Annotated in this window: 17 protein-coding genes and 1 tRNA gene; 12 read left to right on the top strand and 6 right to left on the bottom strand. The window is 48.0% G+C overall.

The genetic code is table 11. The features are described 5' to 3' along the window. Nucleotides 1–230 precede the first annotated feature (230 nt). Complete coding sequence (gene rpsO / locus B5F71_RS12800; RefSeq protein ID WP_022038638.1) at nucleotides 231–500, top strand: 30S ribosomal protein S15; 270 nt, start codon at nucleotides 231–233, stop codon at nucleotides 498–500. 622 nt (nucleotides 501–1,122) lie between these two features. On the opposite strand, the gene B5F71_RS12790 is transcribed toward rpsO, so the two are convergent. The 4 genes from B5F71_RS12790 to xerD form a co-directional block, all read right to left on the bottom strand. Continuing rightward, nucleotides 1,123–2,661, bottom strand: a complete 1,539-nt coding sequence (locus B5F71_RS12790; RefSeq protein ID WP_022038639.1) for a YifB family Mg chelatase-like AAA ATPase — start codon at nucleotides 2,659–2,661, stop codon at nucleotides 1,123–1,125. 18 nt (nucleotides 2,662–2,679) lie between these two features. Then, entirely contained in the window at nucleotides 2,680–3,687 is a 1,008-nt protein-coding gene (locus B5F71_RS12785; protein ID WP_087210911.1) for a thioredoxin-like domain-containing protein, read from the bottom strand. 110 nt (nucleotides 3,688–3,797) lie between these two features. Then, nucleotides 3,798–5,474 carry a tetratricopeptide repeat protein gene (locus B5F71_RS12780; RefSeq protein WP_022038641.1) on the bottom strand — a complete coding sequence of 559 codons (1,677 nt, stop codon included), beginning with the start codon at nucleotides 5,472–5,474 and terminating at the stop codon, nucleotides 3,798–3,800. A 161-nt stretch (nucleotides 5,475–5,635) separates the two neighbouring features. Then, on the bottom strand, nucleotides 5,636–6,547 hold the full coding sequence (gene xerD / locus B5F71_RS12775) for a site-specific tyrosine recombinase XerD (protein ID WP_087210909.1): 912 nt from the start codon (nucleotides 6,545–6,547) through the stop codon (nucleotides 5,636–5,638). A gap of 66 nt (nucleotides 6,548–6,613) precedes the next feature. Between xerD and aroQ the strand changes: the two genes are divergently transcribed. From aroQ to B5F71_RS19880, 9 genes are all read left to right on the top strand, one after another. Further along, entirely contained in the window at nucleotides 6,614–7,054 is a 441-nt protein-coding gene (aroQ, locus tag B5F71_RS12770) for a type II 3-dehydroquinate dehydratase (RefSeq protein ID WP_087210915.1), read from the top strand. A gap of 108 nt (nucleotides 7,055–7,162) precedes the next feature. Then, complete coding sequence (gene pyk, locus B5F71_RS12765; RefSeq protein WP_087210908.1) at nucleotides 7,163–8,623, top strand: pyruvate kinase; 1,461 nt, start codon at nucleotides 7,163–7,165, stop codon at nucleotides 8,621–8,623. A gap of 110 nt (nucleotides 8,624–8,733) precedes the next feature. Beyond that, a complete protein-coding gene (locus B5F71_RS12760) occupies nucleotides 8,734–9,372 on the top strand; it encodes a class I SAM-dependent methyltransferase (protein ID WP_087210905.1) in 639 nt (212 codons plus the stop codon). A 113-nt stretch (nucleotides 9,373–9,485) separates the two neighbouring features. After that, the gene (gene rbfA, locus B5F71_RS12755) at nucleotides 9,486–9,821 is read left to right on the top strand and encodes a 30S ribosome-binding factor RbfA (protein ID WP_022038646.1); all 336 of its coding nucleotides are present in this window, start codon (nucleotides 9,486–9,488) and stop codon (nucleotides 9,819–9,821) included. Next, nucleotides 9,818–11,044, top strand: a complete 1,227-nt coding sequence (locus tag B5F71_RS12750; protein WP_022038647.1) for an FtsX-like permease family protein — start codon at nucleotides 9,818–9,820, stop codon at nucleotides 11,042–11,044. Before rbfA ends, B5F71_RS12750 begins: the two co-directional genes overlap by 4 nt. 385 nt (nucleotides 11,045–11,429) lie before the next feature. Continuing rightward, nucleotides 11,430–12,263 (top strand): hypothetical protein, encoded by an 834-nt coding sequence (locus B5F71_RS12745; RefSeq protein ID WP_087210903.1) that lies wholly within the window; start codon nucleotides 11,430–11,432, stop codon nucleotides 12,261–12,263. Between the two features lie 94 nt (nucleotides 12,264–12,357). Next, entirely contained in the window at nucleotides 12,358–12,636 is a 279-nt protein-coding gene (locus tag B5F71_RS12740) for a hypothetical protein (RefSeq protein ID WP_087210900.1), read from the top strand. Continuing rightward, nucleotides 12,629–14,008 (top strand): S41 family peptidase, encoded by a 1,380-nt coding sequence (locus tag B5F71_RS12735; RefSeq protein WP_087210897.1) that lies wholly within the window; start codon nucleotides 12,629–12,631, stop codon nucleotides 14,006–14,008. Before B5F71_RS12740 ends, B5F71_RS12735 begins: the two co-directional genes overlap by 8 nt. A gap of 188 nt (nucleotides 14,009–14,196) precedes the next feature. Then, nucleotides 14,197–14,457: a hypothetical protein gene (locus B5F71_RS19880; protein ID WP_140406954.1), complete on the top strand. Its 261-nt coding sequence runs from the start codon at nucleotides 14,197–14,199 to the stop codon at nucleotides 14,455–14,457. On the opposite strand, the gene B5F71_RS12725 is transcribed toward B5F71_RS19880, so the two are convergent. Further along, the gene (locus B5F71_RS12725; RefSeq protein ID WP_087210894.1) at nucleotides 14,364–17,603 is read right to left on the bottom strand and encodes a S41 family peptidase; all 3,240 of its coding nucleotides are present in this window, start codon (nucleotides 17,601–17,603) and stop codon (nucleotides 14,364–14,366) included. The two genes, B5F71_RS19880 and B5F71_RS12725, sit on opposite strands and share 94 nt — an antisense overlap. 133 nt (nucleotides 17,604–17,736) lie before the next feature. Between B5F71_RS12725 and B5F71_RS12720 the strand changes: the two genes are divergently transcribed. Beyond that, a tRNA-Gln gene (locus B5F71_RS12720) sits at nucleotides 17,737–17,807 on the top strand. Nucleotides 17,808–18,070: 263 nt separating this feature from the next. After that, nucleotides 18,071–20,659 (top strand): DNA mismatch repair protein MutS, encoded by a 2,589-nt coding sequence (gene mutS, locus B5F71_RS12715; RefSeq protein ID WP_087210890.1) that lies wholly within the window; start codon nucleotides 18,071–18,073, stop codon nucleotides 20,657–20,659. 306 nt (nucleotides 20,660–20,965) lie between these two features. Here mutS and B5F71_RS12710 read toward each other — a convergent pair whose 3' ends face one another. Next, nucleotides 20,966–21,529 carry a hypothetical protein gene (locus B5F71_RS12710; RefSeq protein WP_343285806.1) on the bottom strand — a complete coding sequence of 188 codons (564 nt, stop codon included), beginning with the start codon at nucleotides 21,527–21,529 and terminating at the stop codon, nucleotides 20,966–20,968. Between the last annotated feature and the right edge of the window lie 300 nt (nucleotides 21,530–21,829).

The raw sequence follows: 21,829 nt of genomic DNA, 5'->3' as shown, positions 1-21,829 counted from the left end.
AGGAAGAAAATTAATGCCAGACCGAGAGAAAAACTCAATTTCTTGACTCCGGCTGAGGTCTTTTTCAAAAATATTTCGTAATGTTGCACTCGCTGGTTGACTCTGCCCATTGTTTTGTATAGCATCTTCTTTGGAAGATATTTTGCAAAAGTGTTTGTTGGATGAAAGATTATTCCTATCTTTGCACCCGCAAATAGAATTTATATTATATAAACAAAACAGTCAAAATTATGTATTTAGACGCAGCTAAAAAGCAAGAAATCTTTGAAAAGTACGGAAAGTCTAACACTGATACTGGATCGCCCGAATCTCAGATTGCATTGTTTTCATACCGTATTTCTCACCTGACAGAGCACTTGAAGCTCCACAGAAAAGATTATACAACTGAAAGATCTTTGACCAAGCTGGTAGGTAAGCGTCGTGCATTGCTCGACTACTTGAAGCGTAACGACATCGAAAGATATCGTAACATCGTGAAAGAGCTTGGTCTGCGTAAGTAAGGCTTTACTTAGAGCGAACGAAACAAAGAAGAGTGCCGTTTGTCCGAGGAGGATAGACGGCACTCTTCTTTGTTTGGGAGTCTCACTATGCACAATATAGGCCCTCTGCGAACGAAGATATACTTCATCGGTAGTTTAATATATACTGCAACCGCCAACGAAGATATACTTCATCAGCAAACGAAGTATATCTTCATTTTCAATGGGGTCGGGTTGGCAAATCTAAAGGACATTCAAATATTGAATTTTAGAATGAAATGGAACGCTTTTTTCCTGAAGTAAACAGGCTTTTTATTATTGAGTGAAGTAATGCAACGGCATTATAGAAGGTAAATGACTCTGTTTTTTCGGCAAAGAATGAGTTTGTTTCAAAAATGAAATCAACTTTCATTTTGAGGCAGACTCACATTCTTTCATTATATTTATGCGAATCAGGAGTCAAACGTAGTTATTTCCCAAGAGTTATCACTTCGTTCAGAAGTTAAAGGCCAATAGCCTTACTTCTGAAAGCGGTAAAAAGGTCTTGGTATCTAACTCCCAACCCACCAAACGGGCGATAACTTCTTATAACTCCCTTTTAACTCCTGATTCGCATTATTTTACTTCTTATTCTATTAGCAAATCATCCTGCCCAGTTTTCCCGGTCCAGATTGCGGTAGCTGATGGCTTCGGCAAGGTGGCGAGGGAGGATAGCTTCGCTTCCGTCTAAATCGGCAATGGTGCGGGAGACTTTCAATATGCGGTCGTAGGCACGGGCAGAGAGGTTGAAGCGTTCCATGGCGGTGCGCAGGAGATTCATGCCGTGCGTGTCGGGTTGGGCATATTGGTGGAGCAGGCGAGAGGTCATCTGTGCATTGCAATGAATGCCAGGAAGGTCGGCAAAACGCTTTGCCTGTATCTGCCGGGCACGTATCACACGTTCGCGGATGGCGGCACTCGATTCGCCTTTCTCCCGTTCGGCAAGCTTCTCGAACGGTACGGGGACGATTTCTACCTGAATATCAATGCGGTCGAGCAGTGGGCCGGAGATGCGGTTCAAGTATTTCTGCACCTGTCCGGGTGTGCAGACACAATGACGTGTGGGATGGTTGTAATAGCCGCACGGACAGGGATTCATAGAAGCTATCAGGGTGAAGCTGGCAGGATAATCCAAGGTGTATTTGGCACGTGAGATGGTGATGCGCCGGTCTTCCAGCGGCTGGCGGAGTACTTCGAGTACACTTCGGTTGAACTCCGGAAGCTCGTCGAGGAACAATACACCGTTGTGTGCCAGGCTGATTTCACCCGGCTGGGGATTGGTGCCTCCGCCTACCATGGCGACTTGCGAAATGGTGTGGTGCGGGCTGCGGAACGGGCGGACAGCGATAAGTGACGAGTCTTTTCCCAACTTGCCTGCTACAGAATGAATCTTGGTAGTTTCTAAACTTTCGGCAAGCGAGAGCGGAGGCAGGATGCTGGGAAGGCATTTCGCCATCATCGACTTGCCGCTTCCTGGTGCTCCTACCATAATAAGGTTATGGCCGCCTGCTGCTGCTACTTCCAGTGCGCGCTTTACATTCTCCTGCCCTTTTACATCGGCAAAGTCGAAAGGAAAGTTCGACTGGCTTCGGTAGAATTCCTCACGGGTGTTGACGACGGTAGGTTCCAGTTCGCGCTTGCCATTGAAGAAGTCGATGACTTCGGTGATGTTTTCCACGCCATATACATTCAGGTTGTTGACCACGGCGGCTTCGCGTGCATTCTGTTTGGGCAGGATGAAGCCTTCGAAACCTTGCTGGCGGGCGCAGATGGCTATGGGAAGGGCACCTTTGATGGGCTGCAGGCTTCCGTCCAGGCTTAGTTCGCCGATGATGAGGTAGCGGTCGAACTTGTCGGTAGCTACGGCACCCGTCACTCCCAGTATGCCAAGTGCCAGCGGCAGGTCATACGATGAGCCTTCCTTGCGGATATCGGCAGGAGCCATGTTGATAACTATCTGGCAGGTAGGAAATTTGTATCCGTTGACTTGCAGGGCGGCAACGATGCGTTCATGGCTTTCTTTTACGGCAGAGTCGGGCAGTCCTACGAGGAAGAACTTGATTCCCCGTGAGCTGTTCACTTCGATAGTGACGATGGTGGCGTCTATTCCTTGTACGGCGGCGCCGAAGAGTTTGATTAGCATTTAAGGTCTATTTAAGGTTTATTTTTTTGTTGTCAGTTCTTTTATTTTGTCATAGAGCGGCTGGCCGTACAGGCCGGTTGCGAAAATCTTACGGTTGTTTCCTATCAGGATATTGTCGGGAAGGGTGTGAATTTGGTTTTGTTTGACCACCACATTGTCCCAGCCTTTGAAGTCGCAGGTTTCTATCCATTGTTTGGTATCTTCCTTGCATGCATTCAGCCACTTGTCTTTTTCGTAATCCAGTGAAATGTTCAGGACTTTGAATTGTTTTTCAGGGAACTTTTTAACCAAGGTTGCCAGCGAATCGCGTCGGGTTATGCTTTCCGGGTTCCAACTAGCCCAAAAGTTGAGCAGGGTGTAGCTGTCTTTTTCTCCACTCCACGAGATGTATTTCCCTTTTCGGTCTTTGCATGAGAAATAGTTGACGTATCCTTCCGATGTCCGTTTGAGGTCGGACTGGGAAGGCAAAGCCTTCAGTACGATGCTAAGCAAGCGGCTGTCCTTGATGTTTCCTGCCAAAGGGGCGATAAGCTGGTCGATTTTCTCCATATCGGGTTGGGGCACCTGGATGAAGTATCGGTTGATGAGGTAGGCAGAGGCAAACGATGTGGGATGCGTCTGGATAAACTTTTCTACTGTTTGTACAATGGATGTAGAGTCTTTTAGCGGTTGCAGTTCTTTTAATAGAGTTCCGTATGTTCCGTTGTCTCCGCTCCCCTGTATGTCGGGTTGTCCGAATGTGCCTGCCAACTTGACTTCTTGCCCACGGTCTGCAAAAAACGGAATCACTTCTCCTTCTGTGGAAACAAGCCGGAAAATGGTGATGGTGTCTGGAAGGAAAGCATATTCGAACTTGCCTTCTTTCGGGAAAATTGTATCAAGACGTGACACGGGGTCATCGTATATTACGAGGATGGGCTTGTCGGACAAGCCTGTCATTTCGGCGTGTAGCACAAAGCGATTGTCCTTCTTGCAGGCAGAAAGGGAAAGCATGATAAGTGCGACGAGTGGAGCAATTGTCTTCATGGCTCTGTGGATATATATTGATTTGCCTGCGAATGTACATAAATTATTTGAAATAAAAAAGCCGGAATGCGTTTTGCACTCCGGCTTTCATTGAAATCTATCAGATAAGATTATTGGATTTCATTGGCATATTTAGCAAATTCGCGGTCGTTTTGTGCGCTTGCTTTCAAGTTGGCATCTTTCTGAGCCACTTTAGCCATGCTTGACTTAACCAGGTCGGCATTGTTGGTGCGTGCACCTACGATAGCCATCAGATAGTCAGTGTAAGCATCCGGATTCTTAACTGCCGACAATGTGCTCTTAGCTTTGTTGTAATCCTTAGCCAGGATTTGAGCCAAGGCAGCAGAGTTGGTCTTGGTGTCGCCGAAAGCTTGTACGGCACGGTCGTACTGACCTTGTTTGATGTAGAGGTTACCCAAAGCTTCGTTAGCGGTATTAGCACCAGTAGACTTGCTCAGGTAAGTTTCTGCATCAGCTACGTTGCCTTTGCACAATGCGCACAGACCGAGGTTGGTGTTGACTTCGGCAGCGTTGGCGTCTTTGCTTGCGGCTTGCTTGAAGTAGTTTTCAGCAGCGTTCAGGTCGCCTGCTGCGTATGACATCATACCCAGGTTGTTGTATGCACGGTAATCGTTCGGATATTTTTCGATAGCTCTCTTGTAGATGGCTTCCTTGCGTGCGTTGTCCTGAGTCAGGGTAGCTGCATACAGCAATTCGTCTACGCTGATAGAGTCTTCTTTCGCGTCGAATGCGGCGTTGATTTCTTCATCGCTACGTCCGATAACATCGTAGTTGGCGGTCAGGCGTGCACGGCGCAATTGCGGAAGGATTTCATCTGCCAAGGTCTTGTAAACTGAAGAGATGTTCTTGATTTCAGTTTCACGTTGTTCCGGATCTTGGTACATAGACAAGACGCGCAAGATGAGGTCTTTGTCCTGGATGTTTGATTTAGAAACCAGTTCCTGAAAGCCTTCCCAGTCTTGTGCAGTATATTTAGCGTCAACCTGAGTTTCGATTTCGCCTTTCTTCAATTGCTTGTTCAGGTACTTTTCAGTGTTTTCCTGACGGTCTTCAGCCAAACCGGTGTTCAGTTTCACACCACCATCCGGAGATGCGTAAGCAGAGATTTCGATGTTGTTCAACTTGAAGTTTTTCTTATCGCCGTTTACTGCAACCACTTTCTTGTTGAAATCTTTGATGCCTTCTGACTTCAGTTCGCTTGCGCGGATGTTAGCCTGTTGGATCAAGAACATGATTTGAGCTTCCTGAGCCTGCTTGATGATGCGTTGGAAAGCGTCTGCTGCGTAGGCTGCATTGGCTGATTCAACGGTCGGAAGTTCAGATGTAGCGATTACACCGTCGGCAATCTTTACAGAAGGGATGGTGTATTCTTTCTTTCCTTTCTTGATTTTGAAATCAAGATACAGTTCAGATTTAGCCATTTCCGGAACGTAGTCGAAAGAGGCTTTCATCGTATAAGTACCACCAGCCTTGTAAGATATGGTCTGGTCGTTGCCTTGTACTTTTTCGCCTTGGAACTTGGCGGGTTGGCCTTTGGCTTCGCCACCATCCCATCTCAAGACCGGAGTGACTTCAACGGTCGCATTTTTCTTGAAATACTTTTCAGGGAACTTGCCCGTGATAGTTACAGGCACCTTGCCACCGATAGCTTCCAATACTTCAGGATCAGTTGTGAAATAGCTCGGGTCTAATTCACCCATCTTGCTACATGAAGAGAAAGCAAGAACTAACAATGCCACTAAGGGCAAATACAACTTTTTAATCATGATTTTTACTATTTGGTTTGTTATAAAATATAATCTAGTTGGTTTTTTTACTTCGTTTTTATATTTGGGGCAAAGATAAGAAAAACTCCATTAGCTGTTAACTTTTTGCTCGTTTTTTTTAAACAGATACTAAAAAAAAGATTAAAACGGGGCAAAAGTGCTCACTCGGATTGCTTTTTCTTGTTCCGTGGGTGGTGTTCGATGATTTCTTGCCGCAACATATTGCGGTCGATGTGGGTATAAATCTCGGTGGTGCCGATGCTTTCGTGTCCCAGCATACACTGGATGGCACGCAGGTTGGCACCGCCTTCGAGCAGATGGGTGGCGAACGAGTGGCGGAAAGTATGGGGGCTGATGCTTTTTTTTAGTCCGATTTGGTCTGCCAACTCCTTTATTATATGAAACACCATAATGCGCGAAATGTTCTTGCCTATCCGGCTGATGAAGACAAAATCTTCGTAACCGGGACGGATTTTTGTTTCTTCGCGTTCTACGAAGTAATTCTTCAGCTCGTTGACGGCACGGGGAGAGATGGGTACCAGGCGTTGTTTGTTTCCCTTGCCTTCCACTTTGATAAAGCCTTCGGAAAGGTAGAGGTCGGATAGCCGGAGGTTGCAGAGTTCCGATACGCGAAGTCCGCAGCTGTACAAGGTTTCCAGAATGGCGCGGTTGCGTTGACCCTCGGGGGTGCCTTGGTCGATGGCTCCGATAAGTGCATCTATTTCTTCCACGGTCAGTATGTCGGGAAGGTGTTTGCCTATCTGTGGTGATTCGAGCAGTTCGCTCGGGTCTTGCCGGATATAGTCGTCGAGGGTAAGAAAGCGGTAGAACGAGCGTATTCCTGAAAGGATGCGGGCTTGCGAACGAGGGTGGATGCCGATATCGTGGAGGCCGGCTGAGAAGTTTTCCAGATCCTGCAAGGTGGCTTCTGTGCAGTCGATGCCCTCCAGAGTGAAGTAGGCGAGGAGTTTGTCGAGGTCGGTGAGGTACGCTTGTATGGTGTTTTCCGACAGAGACTTTTCCAATTTCAGGTATTGTCGGTACTTTGTTATAATCTTCTCGTTGGTTTTCATTTCTTTTTCGTATCTTTGTGCCGGATTTTGCAGCAAAGTTATTAAAAAGTTTACTTCGTGAATATGATGAAGATACAAATAATCAATGGTCCCAATATTAATCTGTTGGGGAAACGCGAACCTTCCATTTATGGTTCGACTTCGTTCGAAGACTATTATCAGACACTTAAAGAGCGTTATCCCGATGTGGAACTCGATTATTTCCAGTCGAACGTGGAGGGCGAGCTAATCAACAAGATTCATGAAGTGGGATTTTCTTCCGACGGAATCATCCTGAATGCCGGAGCTTACACTCATACTTCTATCGCTTTGCAGGATGCTATCCGTTCTGTTACCACTCCGGTCATCGAAGTTCATATTTCGAATGTGCATACCCGGGAAGAGTTCCGGCACAAATCGATGATAGCGTGTGCGTGTAAAGGCGTGATTTGTGGCTTCGGCCTGGATTCGTACCGGCTGGCTCTGGAAGCGCTTCTAGGTACTAGTAGACCAGGTACTAGGAACTAGGTTTTAGATACTGGTTGACTGGATGTTAGGTAAAGCATTTTAGAACCTAGTTCCTAGTGTCTGGTCAACTGGTCACCTCAAATATAAACACTAAAAACTTAAAACTATATGATGCTCAAACAAACAAAAATCGTTGCGTCTATTTCAGACTTACGTTGTGATGTCGATTTTATCCGCGACCTGTTTAACGCGGGGATGAATGTGGTGCGTATGAATACTGCCCACGCCAGCCGCGAAGGGTTCGATACATTAATTAATAATGTGCGCCAAGTATCCCACCGAATCGGTATCCTGATGGATACAAAAGGACCGGAAGTGCGTACAACGGCAAGTGCCGAAGGACACATCGATTTCAAGACCGGCGAACGGGTAACTATCGTCGGCAAACCCGAACAGGAAACGACGCATGAATGCATCGCTGTCAGCTATCCGGGATTTGTAAACGACCTGTCAGTGGGTGCAGATGTACTGATTGATGATGGCGACCTGGAGCTGCGGGTGATAGACAAGAACGAAGATACCTTGTTCTGCGAAGTTTGCAATGATGCTACACTAGGAAACCGCAAGAGCGTGAATGTGCCTGGCGTGCGTATCAATCTGCCTTCGCTCACGGAAAAAGACCGTAATAATATCTTGTATGCCATCGAAAAGGATATCGATTTTATCGCCCACTCTTTTGTGCGCAACAAGCAGGATGTACTTGATATCCGCGAGATACTCGACGCTCATCAGAGTGATATCCAGATTATTGCGAAAATCGAAAATCAGGAGGGCGTGGACAATATCGATGAGATTCTGGAAGTGGCAGACGGGGTGATGGTAGCCCGTGGAGATTTGGGCATCGAAGTGCCGCAGGAGCGCATCCCCGGCATCCAGCGCAAGCTTATCAAAAAATGTATCCTGGCACGCAAACCGGTCATTGTGGCTACCCAGATGCTTCACACGATGATAAACAATCCGCGTCCTACCCGTGCCGAGGTGACCGACATTGCCAATGCCATCTATTACCGCACCGACGCCCTGATGCTGAGTGGCGAAACGGCATACGGCAAATATCCGGTAGAGGCAGTGAAGACCATGGCAAAGATTGCCGCACAGGCGGAAAAAGACAAGATGGAAGAAAACGACATACCTATTCCTTTGACTCCGGACAATACTGATGTGACCAGCTTCCTGGCAAAACAGGCGGTACGTGCCACCACGCTGATGCCTATCCGTGCCATCATTACCGACAGTTTCAGTGGACGTACGGCACGCAATCTGGCTGCTTTCCGTGGTAAATATCCTGTGCTTGCCATCTGCTACAAGGAAAAGACAATGCGTCATCTTGCCTTGTCGTATGGAGTGGAGGCTATCTATATGCCCGAAAAGGCAAACGGACAGGAGTATTATTTCACGGCATTGCGTAAGTTGCTGAGCGACGGTGTGCTGACTCCGAAAGAAATGGTAGCATACCTGAGCGGCGGTAAGAAAGGCACGCACACTTCGTTCCTCGAAATCAACCAGGTGGACGATGTGCTGGAAGATACCGAGAACTATGTGTTGCCGAACCGGAACAGATATTTATAATTAGAGGTGACTAGTTAACTAGGTACCAGGTGACTAGGTTTTAGATACTAAGCCAACCTGGCTATTTAAAACCTAGTCAACTAGTACCTTGTCAACTGGTCAACTGAGATATGAAAGAAACCGATGCATTGGATGCATATATCCTCGGACATATTGATGAGGAGAGCGACTACCTGAAGGCGCTCTATCGGGCTACGCATGTCAAGTTGTTGCGTCCCCGTATGGCTTCGGGACACCTGCAGGGGCGGATGCTGAAGATGTTTGTCACAATGATACGTCCACGGCAGGTGCTTGAAATAGGTACGTACAGCGGCTATTCGGCATTGTGTCTGGCAGAGGGACTGGAAGAAGGGGCGATGCTCCATACCTTTGAAATCAATGACGAGCAGGAAGACTTTACCCGTCCGTGGCTGGAAGGCTCGCCCTATGCCGACCGCATCCGCTTCTATATTGGCGATGCCTTGCAGATAGTGCCTACGATGGACATCACGTTCGACCTTGCTTTTGTCGACGGCAACAAGCGGGTCTACATAGATTACTACGAGATGATACTGCCCCGGCTCCGCAAGGGAGGGTATATCATTGCTGATAATACGCTGTGGGACGGACATGTGCTGGAAGAACCCCGGAGTGCTGATGCACAGACCATCGGCATCAAGCGGTTCAATGACCATGTAGCTTCCGACCGGCGTGTGGAAAAAGTTATCCTTCCCCTGCGGGACGGGTTGACGATAATTCGAAAACTATAGGTAGCAGGTACTAGGCATTAGTTGACAGGTATAAATGATAAACCAATGTATTTAAGACCTAGTCATCTAGTACCTGTTAACTAGCCACCTGAAAACATAAACCAAAGAAATATATGGAAACAACCAGACAAAACAAGATAGCCCGGCTGATTCAGAAAGAGCTGAGCGAGATGTTCCAGCAGCAGACGCGGACAATGCACGGCGTGTTGGTATCGGTAAGTGTGGTGCGTATTAGCCCCGATATGAGTTATGCACGTGCTTACCTTAGTGTGTTCCCTTCGGAACGTGCTGAAGAGATAGTGAAAAATATCAATGACAACGTGAAGTCCATCCGCTACGAATTGGGTACCCGTGTGCGTTATCAGCTTCGCATCATCCCCGAACTGAAGTTCTTTGTGGATGACTCGTTAGATTATGCCGCACACATCGACGAGTTGCTGAAGAAATGAATTTCCCCTTCTATATCGCCCGCCGATACCTGTTTTCGAAAAAGTCGCACAATGCCATCAACGTCATTTCCGCCATCTCTGTGTGTGGAGTGGCGCTTGCTACGTTGGCGTTGGTGTGTACCCTGTCGGTATTCAACGGCTTTCAAGATCTTGTGGCATCGTTTTTTACCGCCTTCGACCCTCAATTGCGCATTACAGCAGTGCGCGGTAAGGTGTTCGATGGGGAAGACCCGCGTATCCTTGCTTTGCGGCAGATGCCCGAGGTAGCGGTATGGTCGCGCTCGCTCGAAGACAATGCCATGGTGCAATACCAGGGCAGGCAGGCAATGGCGGTTATCAAGGGTGTGGAAGACAACTTCGATATTCTCACGCCTATCGACAGTATTCTTTACGGACGCGGTGAGCTGACCTTGCACGATGAGGTGGCTCACTATGCCATCCCCGGCATTCAGCTGCTCGCCACATTGGGCAGCAGCATCCGTTTCCTTGACCCACTAGAGGTGTACGCTCCCAGGCGCGGTGCGAAAGTGAACCTTGCCAATCCTTCTACGGCATTTGTCACCGGTAGCCTGTTTTCTTCCGGACTGGTTTTTTCGGTCAATCAGGAAAAATACGATGCCTCTTACATCCTGACTTCCATCGACTTTGCCCGTAGTCTCTTCCAATACACTACCGAAGTGAGTGCTGTCAATCTCCGCCTTGCTCCCGGTGCCGATACCGAAGCGGTGAAGCGGCAGATTCAGCAGCAGCTAGGTGGTGACTTCCGTGTGGAAGACCGCTATGAGCAGCAGGCGGATACCTACCGCATCATGCGTGTGGAAAAACTTATCTCTTACCTTTTCCTTACATTCATTCTCGTGATAGCTTGCTTTAACATCATCGGTTCGCTCTCAATGCTCATCATTGATAAGCGTGATGACGTGGCAACCTTGCGTAACCTGGGTGCGAGCGACAAGCAGATAGTCCGTATCTTCCTTTTCGAGGGACGGATGATTTCGTTTATTGGCGCATCGGTGGGCGTGGTGCTGGGACTGATACTCTGCTGGGTGCAACAAGCATTCGGGCTGATAAAATTAGGCAGTTCAGGTAGCTTTGTGGTCGATGCTTATCCCGTCAGTGTGGAAGTGACAGATGTGGCAGTGGTCTTTGTCACCGTCCTCGTGGTAGGTTTCCTATCGGTGTGGTATCCCGTGCGTTATCTTAGCAAGCGGTTGCTGAAGTGACAGCTTTTAGTAAGACTCGATGTGTCATCTGTGTCATTCCCAAGGAGTGTGTGGGCAATGCATAGTGCAAAAGATAGACAACGGATTGAAAACGAGTTTAATTCGTTATTTCAATTTTCGGCAAAAGTCGTCAGAATGTAAAGTGCCGCTTACATGTTATCCATAAACTGTTTATCTTAGGGATGTTTTTTTAAGGAAAACAGTTATGACAGACAAAAAGTTTATTGAATATCAGCATTTTACTCAATTGCCATGTAAAGGCGTATCGGATATTCAGTTTTTCTGATTCCGAACTCACGTGATAAATAGAAAACATTACCTTTGCATTGGTAAAAACATGAACTGATGCAGAGCCTTTATCAATGAATAGAATAAGTTCGTCCAGATGAAAAAACTTCTTTTCATAATCGTATCCATAGCAACGGTCGGGTTGTTCCTTATCGGAATGAAGCCGAAGATAAATCCTTTTGTCTCTGCGTTTGACAAGGACGGTTATGTGACATTCTCCGGGAGTGGGATGAATTTTCTTTTTGATACGGGAGCGAATATTACCTTGCTTTATGCTGATACCGTGCCGGAATCTTTTCATCCTTTTATGCAGGCGTACGCGAAAGATATAGCCGGCAATGATTTTTCGGTGAAGAAATATTTTTCGTTTTATACGTGTTTGGGGAATATCGAAGGGAATTTGTGGACAGTCGTCTTATTGCCGCGGCGTTTTCAATGGCAACATATCCATGGGGTTATAGGTACAGACATGATAGACCGTTGTAATTGGTTGTTTGATTTTGAAGAAGGTACAATCTCTAATGTTCATCCGTTTGTTTCCGGAACTCCGGATATGGTCTTGCGCTATAAGAAGGAAGGAGGCTTGTATTATGTGGAGGAAATGGAACTGAATGGCGTCAAATGCTCTCATATATTGATAGATACGGGGTATGACCGGAGTGATTTCTTATTGCCAAAGCAGGATATAGAACAAATGTCTGACGCTTGCTTTTTGAAAAAAGATACTTGTTATGGCTTTATGGATGCAGGAAGTGTGATAACGGTTTATGAAGTGGCGCAAGGGAAAGTAAATCAAAAGCTATTTAAAAATGTGACGTTGGCGACATTGGCATCTCGAAGAACAATGGGTATTTCGTTTTTCAAGCGTTTCTCACAAGTCGTATTGGATACTCGCAAGCAGGAGATAAGATGCTATTGTTTAAATGAATAATCAGGATTAGGAATAGGTGATTTGAAATAAATCGTTATCTTTTCGGTTATGATTCGAAAAAAGAGAAATATAAAGTAAACAAAAAAGCAACAAAATGAAAGAAAGCATTACAGACCGCTATATCGGCATCGGAACAGGTGTCGGGGTAGTTCTTGGTTTTATATTGAAAATGGTGTTAGACTCTTCAGCCGGACTTGTTATCGGTATTGGTTTGGGCGTGTTTGGCGGAAGTATGGCGGGCCTGATCAAACAGATGAGTCGGAAAAGCAATATGGATAAGAAGAAATTATCATTCTATTTCTGGTGCGGATGTGCAATAGGAGTTGTGGCAGGCATCGTGGGTATGGCATTTTATTTGATTGAAAATGGATAACACTTTTCCTATACCTATATTATATAAGGAGAAAGCCGGCAATCCGTATCAGCATGAAGTGATGAATCTGTTGGCTTTCATCAAGGCGTTTCATCCGCTTCCGTTGGTAGATGAGGCGGCTTTTGCACGTTTCGAGAAGTATGCCGAATCTTTATGCGATAAGTTGGACGAGCGGATGGAACGTCCGGCGTTTCAGGTAGAACTGAACCGTTGGCTGGCTTTGCTTCAAGATGCGCATACGTTTGTGATGCTTGACGATACATCGCTTTATCCTTTCACGTTACGTTATTATGAGGGGAGTTTTTATTTTCGAAGTCTTCCGGATTCGGTTCCGGATTGTACAGGGAAGGAACTTATAGCTATTAATGCGTGTCCGATTGGTTCATTGATACAAAAATTAAAGGTTTATGTTCCTTCGGAGAATCAGATAAAGGCTTGCATTACGGGAAGCTTTTTTATGAACAATAAAGCGTTTCTGAACGCTTTGGGGATAGATACGGACACGGTTATCCGTTTTATGTTTGCGGATGGAAGTGAAGTGTGTTTGCCTTCGTCCTTACATGAAGGTGCATCAGGCTTGTATCAGGTGAAGCAGGTTCCGCATCCGGTTACGGCAAGGAGAAACGAGCCTTTTCATTATCAGATAATCGGCGATACGTGTTATTTTCAGTTCAATGCGATGATAGACCGGTTTACTTATTGGCAAGGATGCCGTTTGATGCAGGTCTCTCCAGATAAAGCCGTGGAGGATAGTCTTCCGTTGTTTGCGGATTTCCTGGATGAAATGGCACGTGCAATGGCGGTGCATAACGTGAATCGGCTGGTGATAGACATGCGTTATAATGGAGGAGGGAATAGTGTATTGGGCGATGTGTTGCTTGAATTTCTGGGTGTCTCCCTTCGGGATATTTGTCCGTTTCATTCCTACATCCGTGTGTCTGATTTCTTGCAAACGTGTTATCCTACGCTTTTTATCCGTGACAAGTATGAATCAATGAAAGGGGAGTTGGCGGAACAACATCAAGTAATGAATGATTTTACCGGTGATATGCCGAAGCCTTCCAGTCGTTTTCATGGAGAAGTGGCGTTTATTCAAGGGCAGAATACCTTCAGCAGTGCCAATTATCTGTTGACGCTCATCAAAGACAATGCGCTTTTCCCGATTATCGGGACTCCTACCTCCCAAAAGCCGACCTGTTTCGGTGATGTGCTTTGCGTAGAACTTCCTTATACCCAAACCCAAGCTTACATCAGCCATTCGTATTTTGTACGGCCCGATGAACGGAGTCAGGATACGAGTTTATTGCCCGATTCTCTTGTACGAACTTCATTGAAGGACTGGTTGAACGGGAAAGATGCATGTTGGGATTAAATTTAAATGAATATCCGCATTTCCGCCCAATAAACTGTAGGGGCGTATCGCATACGCCCTAAAAGCATCCACATGGATAAGTTGGCGTATTCGGGCGTATGCAATACGCCCCTACAGGGGTCGTTTGCGGATATTCATCAATTATTTTTATTCATGCTTTTTAGAAGCTGTTTTGAATTTATCGTGCGATGATTTGGGATGAGTTTTTGAGGCATTTTCGCTTCTGTGATGAGGAAGATAGCGGGCTATCTGACGAAGAACAGGAGCGAAAAGGACCAAAAAATCGCCCAAAGCACACACGAAAACGAACACATCAAGCCAAGAAAAACTTTTTGGAGAAATTCAAAACAGCTTCTTATTCTCCGATTTCCTTCAGCAATTCATCTACGGCTGCTTTCAATTGTGTGTCTTCTCCTTTCACAATCGTTTCGGGAGCGTTCAGCACATAGATGTCGGGGTCTAACTGGGTGTTTTCCAGATAGCTTCCGTCGGGGAGGCGATAGCCTACCACCGGAATGCCGAATACGAGGGTCGGGTCTTGCGTGGTTACCCAGTTTACGCTGGTCATGGTTCCGGGAACGGGCGCACCTACCAGCTTGCCCAGTCCGCGATGCTTGTATACCCACGGGGTGCCGTGTGCGTTCGAGTAGTTCGCTTCACATTGCACCATGATGGAAGGCTTGTTCCAGCGCCGGCTGGGCATATCGCAGGTCTCGCGCCCGCGGATGACTTGGGTGAAGTATTTCTTTCCGCTGAACAATACTTCGATGTCCTCGTGCAAGCGTCCGCCTCCATTGAAGCGGGTGTCTATCACGATGCCTTCGCATTGGTTGTACTTGCCCAAGATGTCCGAGTAAACCGAACGGAAACTGGAATCATCCATCGATTCGATGTGCACATAGCCCAAACGTCCGTTCGACCAGCGTTTTACGTCCTCCGCACGTTGTTTTACCCAGCGCGTATAGAGCAAGCCATTCATTGCTCCGTTGCTTATGGGTTTCACCACTTCTTCCCAACGTTGGTTGGTTTCCGGGTCGTAAAGTGATACCAAAGTCTTCTTGCCTGCCTGCCCATTTAATAAAGGAGTATAGTCTTTCTCGGCTTCGAGGGTCTGGCCGTTGATTTTCTCGATAATCACACCGGCTTTGGCACGGGTGCTCTTGCGGTCGAAAGGTCCTTTCTCGATGATTTCGGCGATGCGCAATCCGTTGCCCGTATACTCCCAGTCGTACAATAGCCCCAGCTGGGCAGTGCTTTCGGTATCCAGTTCGGGATAGAAGCGTCCGCCGGTATGAGATACGTTCAGTTCGCCCAGCCATTCGCTCAGCATTTCGGCGAAATCATAATTGTTATTGATATGAGGCAGGAACTTGCGGTAGGTCTCCGTCAAGGCATCCCAGTCCACGCCGTGCATGTTCACGTTGTAGAAGCGTGCCTTTTCTTCGCGGTAGATGTTGTCGAAGATGTATTCGCGTTCTTCGTAGGGGTTCATCTTCACTTCGGCACGGTAGGTAATCGGTTCCAGTTTTTCCGATTTCCCGTCCATCTTCTGCATGGTTCCTCCTCCCAGCACGAAGAAATTCCCATCGCGGTCGGTTTCCATGTTTGCCCAGCGCGCGTCCATTTTGTGCAGGAGCTTGGTCTCATGCTTGCGCACGTCCATTTTCCACATGTCGAATCCGCCTTCGAACGCAGATAAATAGTACAGGGTTTCTCCGTCTTTCGAGATAGCGGCTGAGGACAAGCGCGATGAGTTGGGCGTGAGGCGCACGATGCGGTCTTCTATGCCGTCCGGTTCAACCGTGATTAATTTCACGCTATCTGTTTTTGCATCCGCTTTTTTATCCTTTTTCTTGTCTTTCGAAGCGGTTTCACCCGCTTTTTCCTGCTCTTTCTCCAGTTCCTTTTGCAATTCGTAATCCTCTTTGCTCAGGCGGAACTTGTCGTATGCGTCCTGGTTCAGGAAGACCATCATCACATCGTCCAGCGAGCCCCACGAGGCATGATTGCGCATACCATACCGTTCGGTGGTGAAGAGCAGGGCGTTTCCGTCCATGGTCCAGCGGGGCATGCCGCTCGTATAACCGCTGTTGGTCAGGTTGATAATCGGGCTTTTCCCGTCGGCGCAAACCAGTCCGATGTCCGAATAAGGCTCGTGCTTGTGGGCGATGAATTCCAGTGCAAACCATTTCCCGTCGGGCGACCACTGATAGTCAAAGCCTCCCGAAAGCGAGTACCACGTAGACCCGTCGGTCACCTGGCGCACCTTCTTGCTCTTCAGGTTCAGCACCATGAGGCGGGTACGCCCTTCGATGAAGGCGATTTCTTTCCCATCGGGAGAGAACTTCGGATAGCTCCGCTCTACGGTTTTCGAGGGAAGCAGGGCTTCTTCTTCTATCAGCGTGGCATTGGGGAAATTTTTTTCTTCCTCGCGTGAGATTTTTGCGGTGTAGAGTCCGCTGATTCCATCGCGCTCGCTGGCATAGACCAAGGTGCGGTTGTCCGCGCCGAACGAAACGCCTTCTTCGGCTTCGGGCGTATGGGTGATTTGCTTGGTGGTGCCGTATTCGACGGATGTCACGAACACTTCACCCCGCACCACGAACGCCACCTGTTTGCCGTCGGGCGATACCGTAGCTTCCGATGCTCCGCGTGTAAAATTATAAGTGACGGGCATTTCCTCTTCATCGCGGATAAGTGAGATATTGACCTTAGCGGGTTTTCCTCCATCGGGTTGGGTATAGATTTCGCCATCGTAGGTGTAGCAGAGTGTACCGTTGTGGCTCATTGAGAGGAAGCGTACAGGGTTTCCCTTGAATGAAGTAACGGGCTGCACATCAGCAGGGCGGTCCAACGGGAAGCGATAGACGTTGAATGAACCTCCATTGCGTTCGCTCAAGAAGTACACGGTTTTTCCATCGGCACTCAATACAGGGTCGCGGTCTTCTCCCGGTCGGGCGGTCAGGTTGGTATGTTTACCGCTGGTGGTGTCATACATCCATACGTCCCGGGTGATGGATGAAGTGTGATGCTTGCGCCATTCGTCTTCGAATCCTTTCCGGTCCTGATAGAGGAAGAAGGTTCCCGCTGGTGCATAGCACACTTTTTCCGCCGGTGTGCCTAATACTTGTTCAGTGCGTCCGCCCGCTACGGACACTTGATATAATTCGGTCATTGCACTGGTGGGAAACATGGCACTTTCTGCCGGGTCTTGCAGGGAGGCAGAAAACAGCACGTGTTTGCCGTCGGGCGTGAAGGCCGAAGGTGTTTCGTTTGCCGAATTGCTGGTCAGCCGGCGTGCTTCGCCTCCGCTGGCGGGCATCACGAAGATGTCGGTGCTTCCAAAGCGATCGCTGGCGAAAGCAATTTGTTGTCCATCGGGCGACCATACGGGGGTTGATTCATACGAAGGTTGTGTGGTGAGTCGTAGTGCTTCTCCTCCTTTGGCATTCACCTTATAAATATCTCCTTTGTAACAGAAAGCGATTTCGCTTCCATCGGGTGAGATGGCAGCATCGCGCATCCAAAGTGGTGTCATCGCTTGGAGCGATACGCATCCTACCCCTAACATAAATCCTAATACTGTTTTTTTCATAAACTCTTATGCATTTATAGGCGGCAAAGATACGGAATATTGAAAAAAGAGATAAAAAAAGTGGGGAATTATTTGGAGGATATTATAAAAAACACTTATCTTTGCACCGCTTTCTAAGGAAAGCACGAAAGTTTGGACTATGGTGTAATGGCAGCACAACAGGTTTTGGTTCTGTTTGTCTAGGTTCGAATCCTGGTAGTCCAACGCAAATCAGGTCATTTTAAGGTATAGCCCCGTAAAAACGTCGTTTTTGCGGGGCTTTCCTTTGTATGCTCGGCATGAGTATTAGCTAGGCTCCGTTATTATGTTCATCCGTTCATGCAGGTACTTGCGCCGGGCGTTGCAGATACTTGCGTCACGGAAGGCAGATATTTGGGAAATTTTCGTACCTTTGCAGGTACGGACAACACATTAATAAAAGAAAGGACAACACAGTGGCTAAAGATAACGACGTGGTATTGACCCCCATGATGAAACAGTATTTCGACCTGAAGGCGAAGCATCCCGACGCGCTGATGCTTTTCCGGTGCGGCGACTTTTACGAAACCTATTCCGAAGATGCCGTGACCGCTTCGCAAATACTGGGAATAACCTTGACCAGGCGTGCCAACGGGCAGGCGAAGACGGTGGAAATGGCAGGATTTCCGCACCATGCCCTCGATACGTATCTGCCCAAACTGATACGTGCCGGAAGGCGTGTGGCTATCTGCGACCAGCTGGAAGACCCGAAAACCACGAAGAAGCTGGTGAAGCGGGGCATTACCGAACTGGTGACGCCGGGCGTTGCCATCAGCGACAATGTGTTGTCGTATAAGGAGAACAATTTCCTTGCCGCCATCCATTTCGGGAAAACCGCGTGCGGCATCGCTTTTCTGGACATCTCTACCGGCGAGTTCCTGACCGCCGAGGGGCCTTTTGACTACATCGACAAGCTTCTGAATAATTTCGCTCCCAAGGAAGTGTTGTTCGAGCGGGGCAAGAAACCCATGTTCGAAGGCAATTTCGGAAGCAAGTTTTTCACCTTCGAGCTGGATGACTGGGTGTTTACCGAAGCTTCGGCACGCGAGAAGCTCTTGAAGCATTTCGAGACCAAGAACCTGAAAGGCTTCGGCGTAGAGCATCTGAAGAACGGCATCATCGCGGCTGGAGCCATCCTGCAATACCTCGACATGACCCAGCATTATCAGATAGGGCATATCACTTCGCTGGCACGCATCGAGGAGGAACGCTACGTGCGGCTGGACAAGTTTACGGTGCACAGCCTGGAGCTGATAGGTAGCATGAACGAGGGAGGCACCAGCCTGCTGGACGTGATAGACCATACCATCAGCCCCATGGGTGCCCGTCTGCTGAAACGCTGGATGGTGTTTCCCCTGAAGGAAGTAAAACCGATTAACGCCCGGCTGGACGTAGTGGAGTATTTCTTCCGCGAGCCCGACTTCAAGGACTTTATCGAAGAGAAGCTGCACCGTATAGGCGACTTGGAACGCATCGTATCAAAAGCCGCGGTAGGACGTATCTCACCCCGTGAGGTGGTGCAGCTGAAAGTGGCGCTCCAAGCCATCGAACCCATCAAGAATGCTTGCCTGAACGCAGATAACGAGAGCCTCCGGCGCATCGGGGAGCAGTTGAACCTCTGCGTCTCGATTCGGGATAAAATAGCGAAGGAGATAGTAAACGACCCGCCTCTGCTGGTGAACAAGGGCGGAGTGATAGCCGACGGAGTGAATGCCGAGCTGGATGAGCTGCGCCGCATTTCCTATTCGGGAAAGGATTACCTGCTTCAAATCCAGCAACGCGAAATCGAGCAGACCGGCATCCCCAGCCTGAAGATTGCCTATAACAATGTGTTTGGCTATTACATCGAAGTGCGGAACGCACACAAGGAGAAAGTGCCTGCCGAGTGGATACGCAAGCAAACGCTGGTGAACGCCGAGCGGTATATCACGCAGGAACTGAAGGAATACGAAGAGAAGATATTGGGGGCGGAAGATAAAATCCTGATACTGGAAACCAAGCTTTATAATGACTTGGTGGCAGACCTTGCCGAGTTTATTCCGGCTATCCAGATCAATGCCACGCAAATCGCACGTCTGGATTGCCTGCTCTCTTTTGCCGATGTGGCGCGCGAGAACAAGTATATCCGTCCGGTGGTAGCCGACGATGATGTACTCGACATCAAGCAAGGACGCCATCCGGTCATCGAGAAGCAATTGCCCGTGGGCGAGAAATACATTGCCAATGATGTCTATCTCGATACGGAATCACAACAGATTATCATTATCACGGGACCCAATATGGCGGGTAAGTCTGCCTTGCTCCGCCAGACGGCGCTTATCACGCTCTTGGCTCAGATAGGCTGCTTCGTGCCAGCCGAAAGTGCGCATATCGGGCTGGTGGACAAGATATTCACCCGTGTCGGAGCAAGTGATAACATATCGGTGGGCGAATCAACGTTCATGGTCGAGATGAATGAAGCCGCCAATATCCTGAACAACCTCTCTCCCCGAAGCCTGGTGCTCTTCGATGAGCTGGGGCGCGGCACTTCCACGTATGACGGCATCTCCATTGCATGGGCTATCGTAGAGCACATCCACGAGAACAAGAAAGCCCATGCCCGTACGCTTTTTGCCACGCACTATCACGAGTTGAACGATATGGAAGCACTCTTCCCGCGTATCAAGAACTATAATGTAACGGTCAAGGAGGTCAATAATAAGGTGATTTTCCTGCGTAAGCTGGAGCGCGGAGGGAGCGAACATTCGTTTGGTATTCATGTGGCAAAAATGGCGGGCATGCCCCAAAGCATCGTGAAGCGTGCCGATGAAATCCTGCACCGCCTGGAGCAAGATAACCGGCAGGAAGGCATGGCGTCGCGTCCGAAAGTACAGACTCCGGCATCCAAAGACGGTGTCCAGCTCAGCTTCTTCCAGCTTGACGACCCCGTGTTGTGCCAGATACGGGATGAAATCCTGCATCTGGATGTGAACAACTTGACACCGATAGAAGCGTTGAACAAACTGAATGACATTAAACGTATCGTGACAGGAAAGTGAGGGTATTTACTATTTATGCGAATCAGGAGTTATACTTTAAACGGCATTAAAATATGTATTTTGTATATGCCACGTAGTAGAGACGATGTGCACATCGTCTCTACAGAAACGGTACGAGATGTTCAAGGAAATGCACAAATTTATACCATGCATAGTATAAGCGTAGTTATGTTTCACAGGAGTTATAGGAGTTAAAGGTCAATAGTCTTGCTTCTGAAAACGATGCAAAAAGTATTGGCGTCTAACTCCCGGTCCGCCAGGCGGACGATAACTCCCTTTTAACTCCTGATTGGTTTTATTCGATAATTATTTGTAGAGTGCCTTGCTCAATTCTTCCAGTCCGGCTTCTCCCGGCAGTCCGGGGAAAGCTTTCTTCATGTCGTCCATAAAAGCTTGTGCCGTCTGGTTATTGCCGAGCACCTCTTTCATCTTTTTCAGATAGGCGATTTTGAACTTTACCGCATCGCGCTTTGCCGCACCTCCGTGTCCGCCGATGAACAGTTCCGCTCCCGGTGCCAGTGACTTTTCCGCTTCTGCTATTTCCGCATCAATGGCAGCCGGAGAATAAACCTGCAAATGGCTTACGTGTGCCTTTGCCGGAGTCCAGTGCGTATAATAAGCCTTGCCTCCTATCAGGATGCTTGCGCCCGGAAAATCGGATGTCGCTCCGTGACGGAACTCGAACGGAATTCCTGCCCAAGTCTGCGTAGTGCCGAATGCCACTTCCGAAGCCTTGCCTGTAGGCATGTCGGTCAGGGCATCGCCGAAAGCCTGTGCGAATCCTTTCATCATGCCGCCATAGATTTCCCCTTTCGTAAATTGGGGCATACCTTCCGCCATCACCACCTCATGATTGCCGGTTCCGCCCACATGATAGTCCGTGATGCGTGTCTCTACCGTTTTGCCCAGTTTGGAAAGATAAGCTCTTATTTGTTTAATGAGTTATTACTTACCAAAAGTGCCTTTATTTCCTTTTGTGCTGCAAAGTTACCAAGAGGAATTTAATCGTACAAGTAGGTACTTGAACATCAGATACTTACGAAAAGGTAACCATTGTTGTGTATAAGTAAGAAGCTGTTTTGAATTTATCGTGCGATGATTTGGGATGAGTTTTTGAGGCATTTTCGCTTCTGTGATGAGGAAGATAGCGGGCTATCTGACGAAGAACAG

The organism is Bacteroides sp. An269 (assembly GCF_002159755.1).
Lineage (GTDB): Bacteria > Bacteroidota > Bacteroidia > Bacteroidales > Bacteroidaceae > Phocaeicola > Phocaeicola intestinalis.
This window is presented reverse-complemented; position numbering and strand designations above follow the sequence as displayed.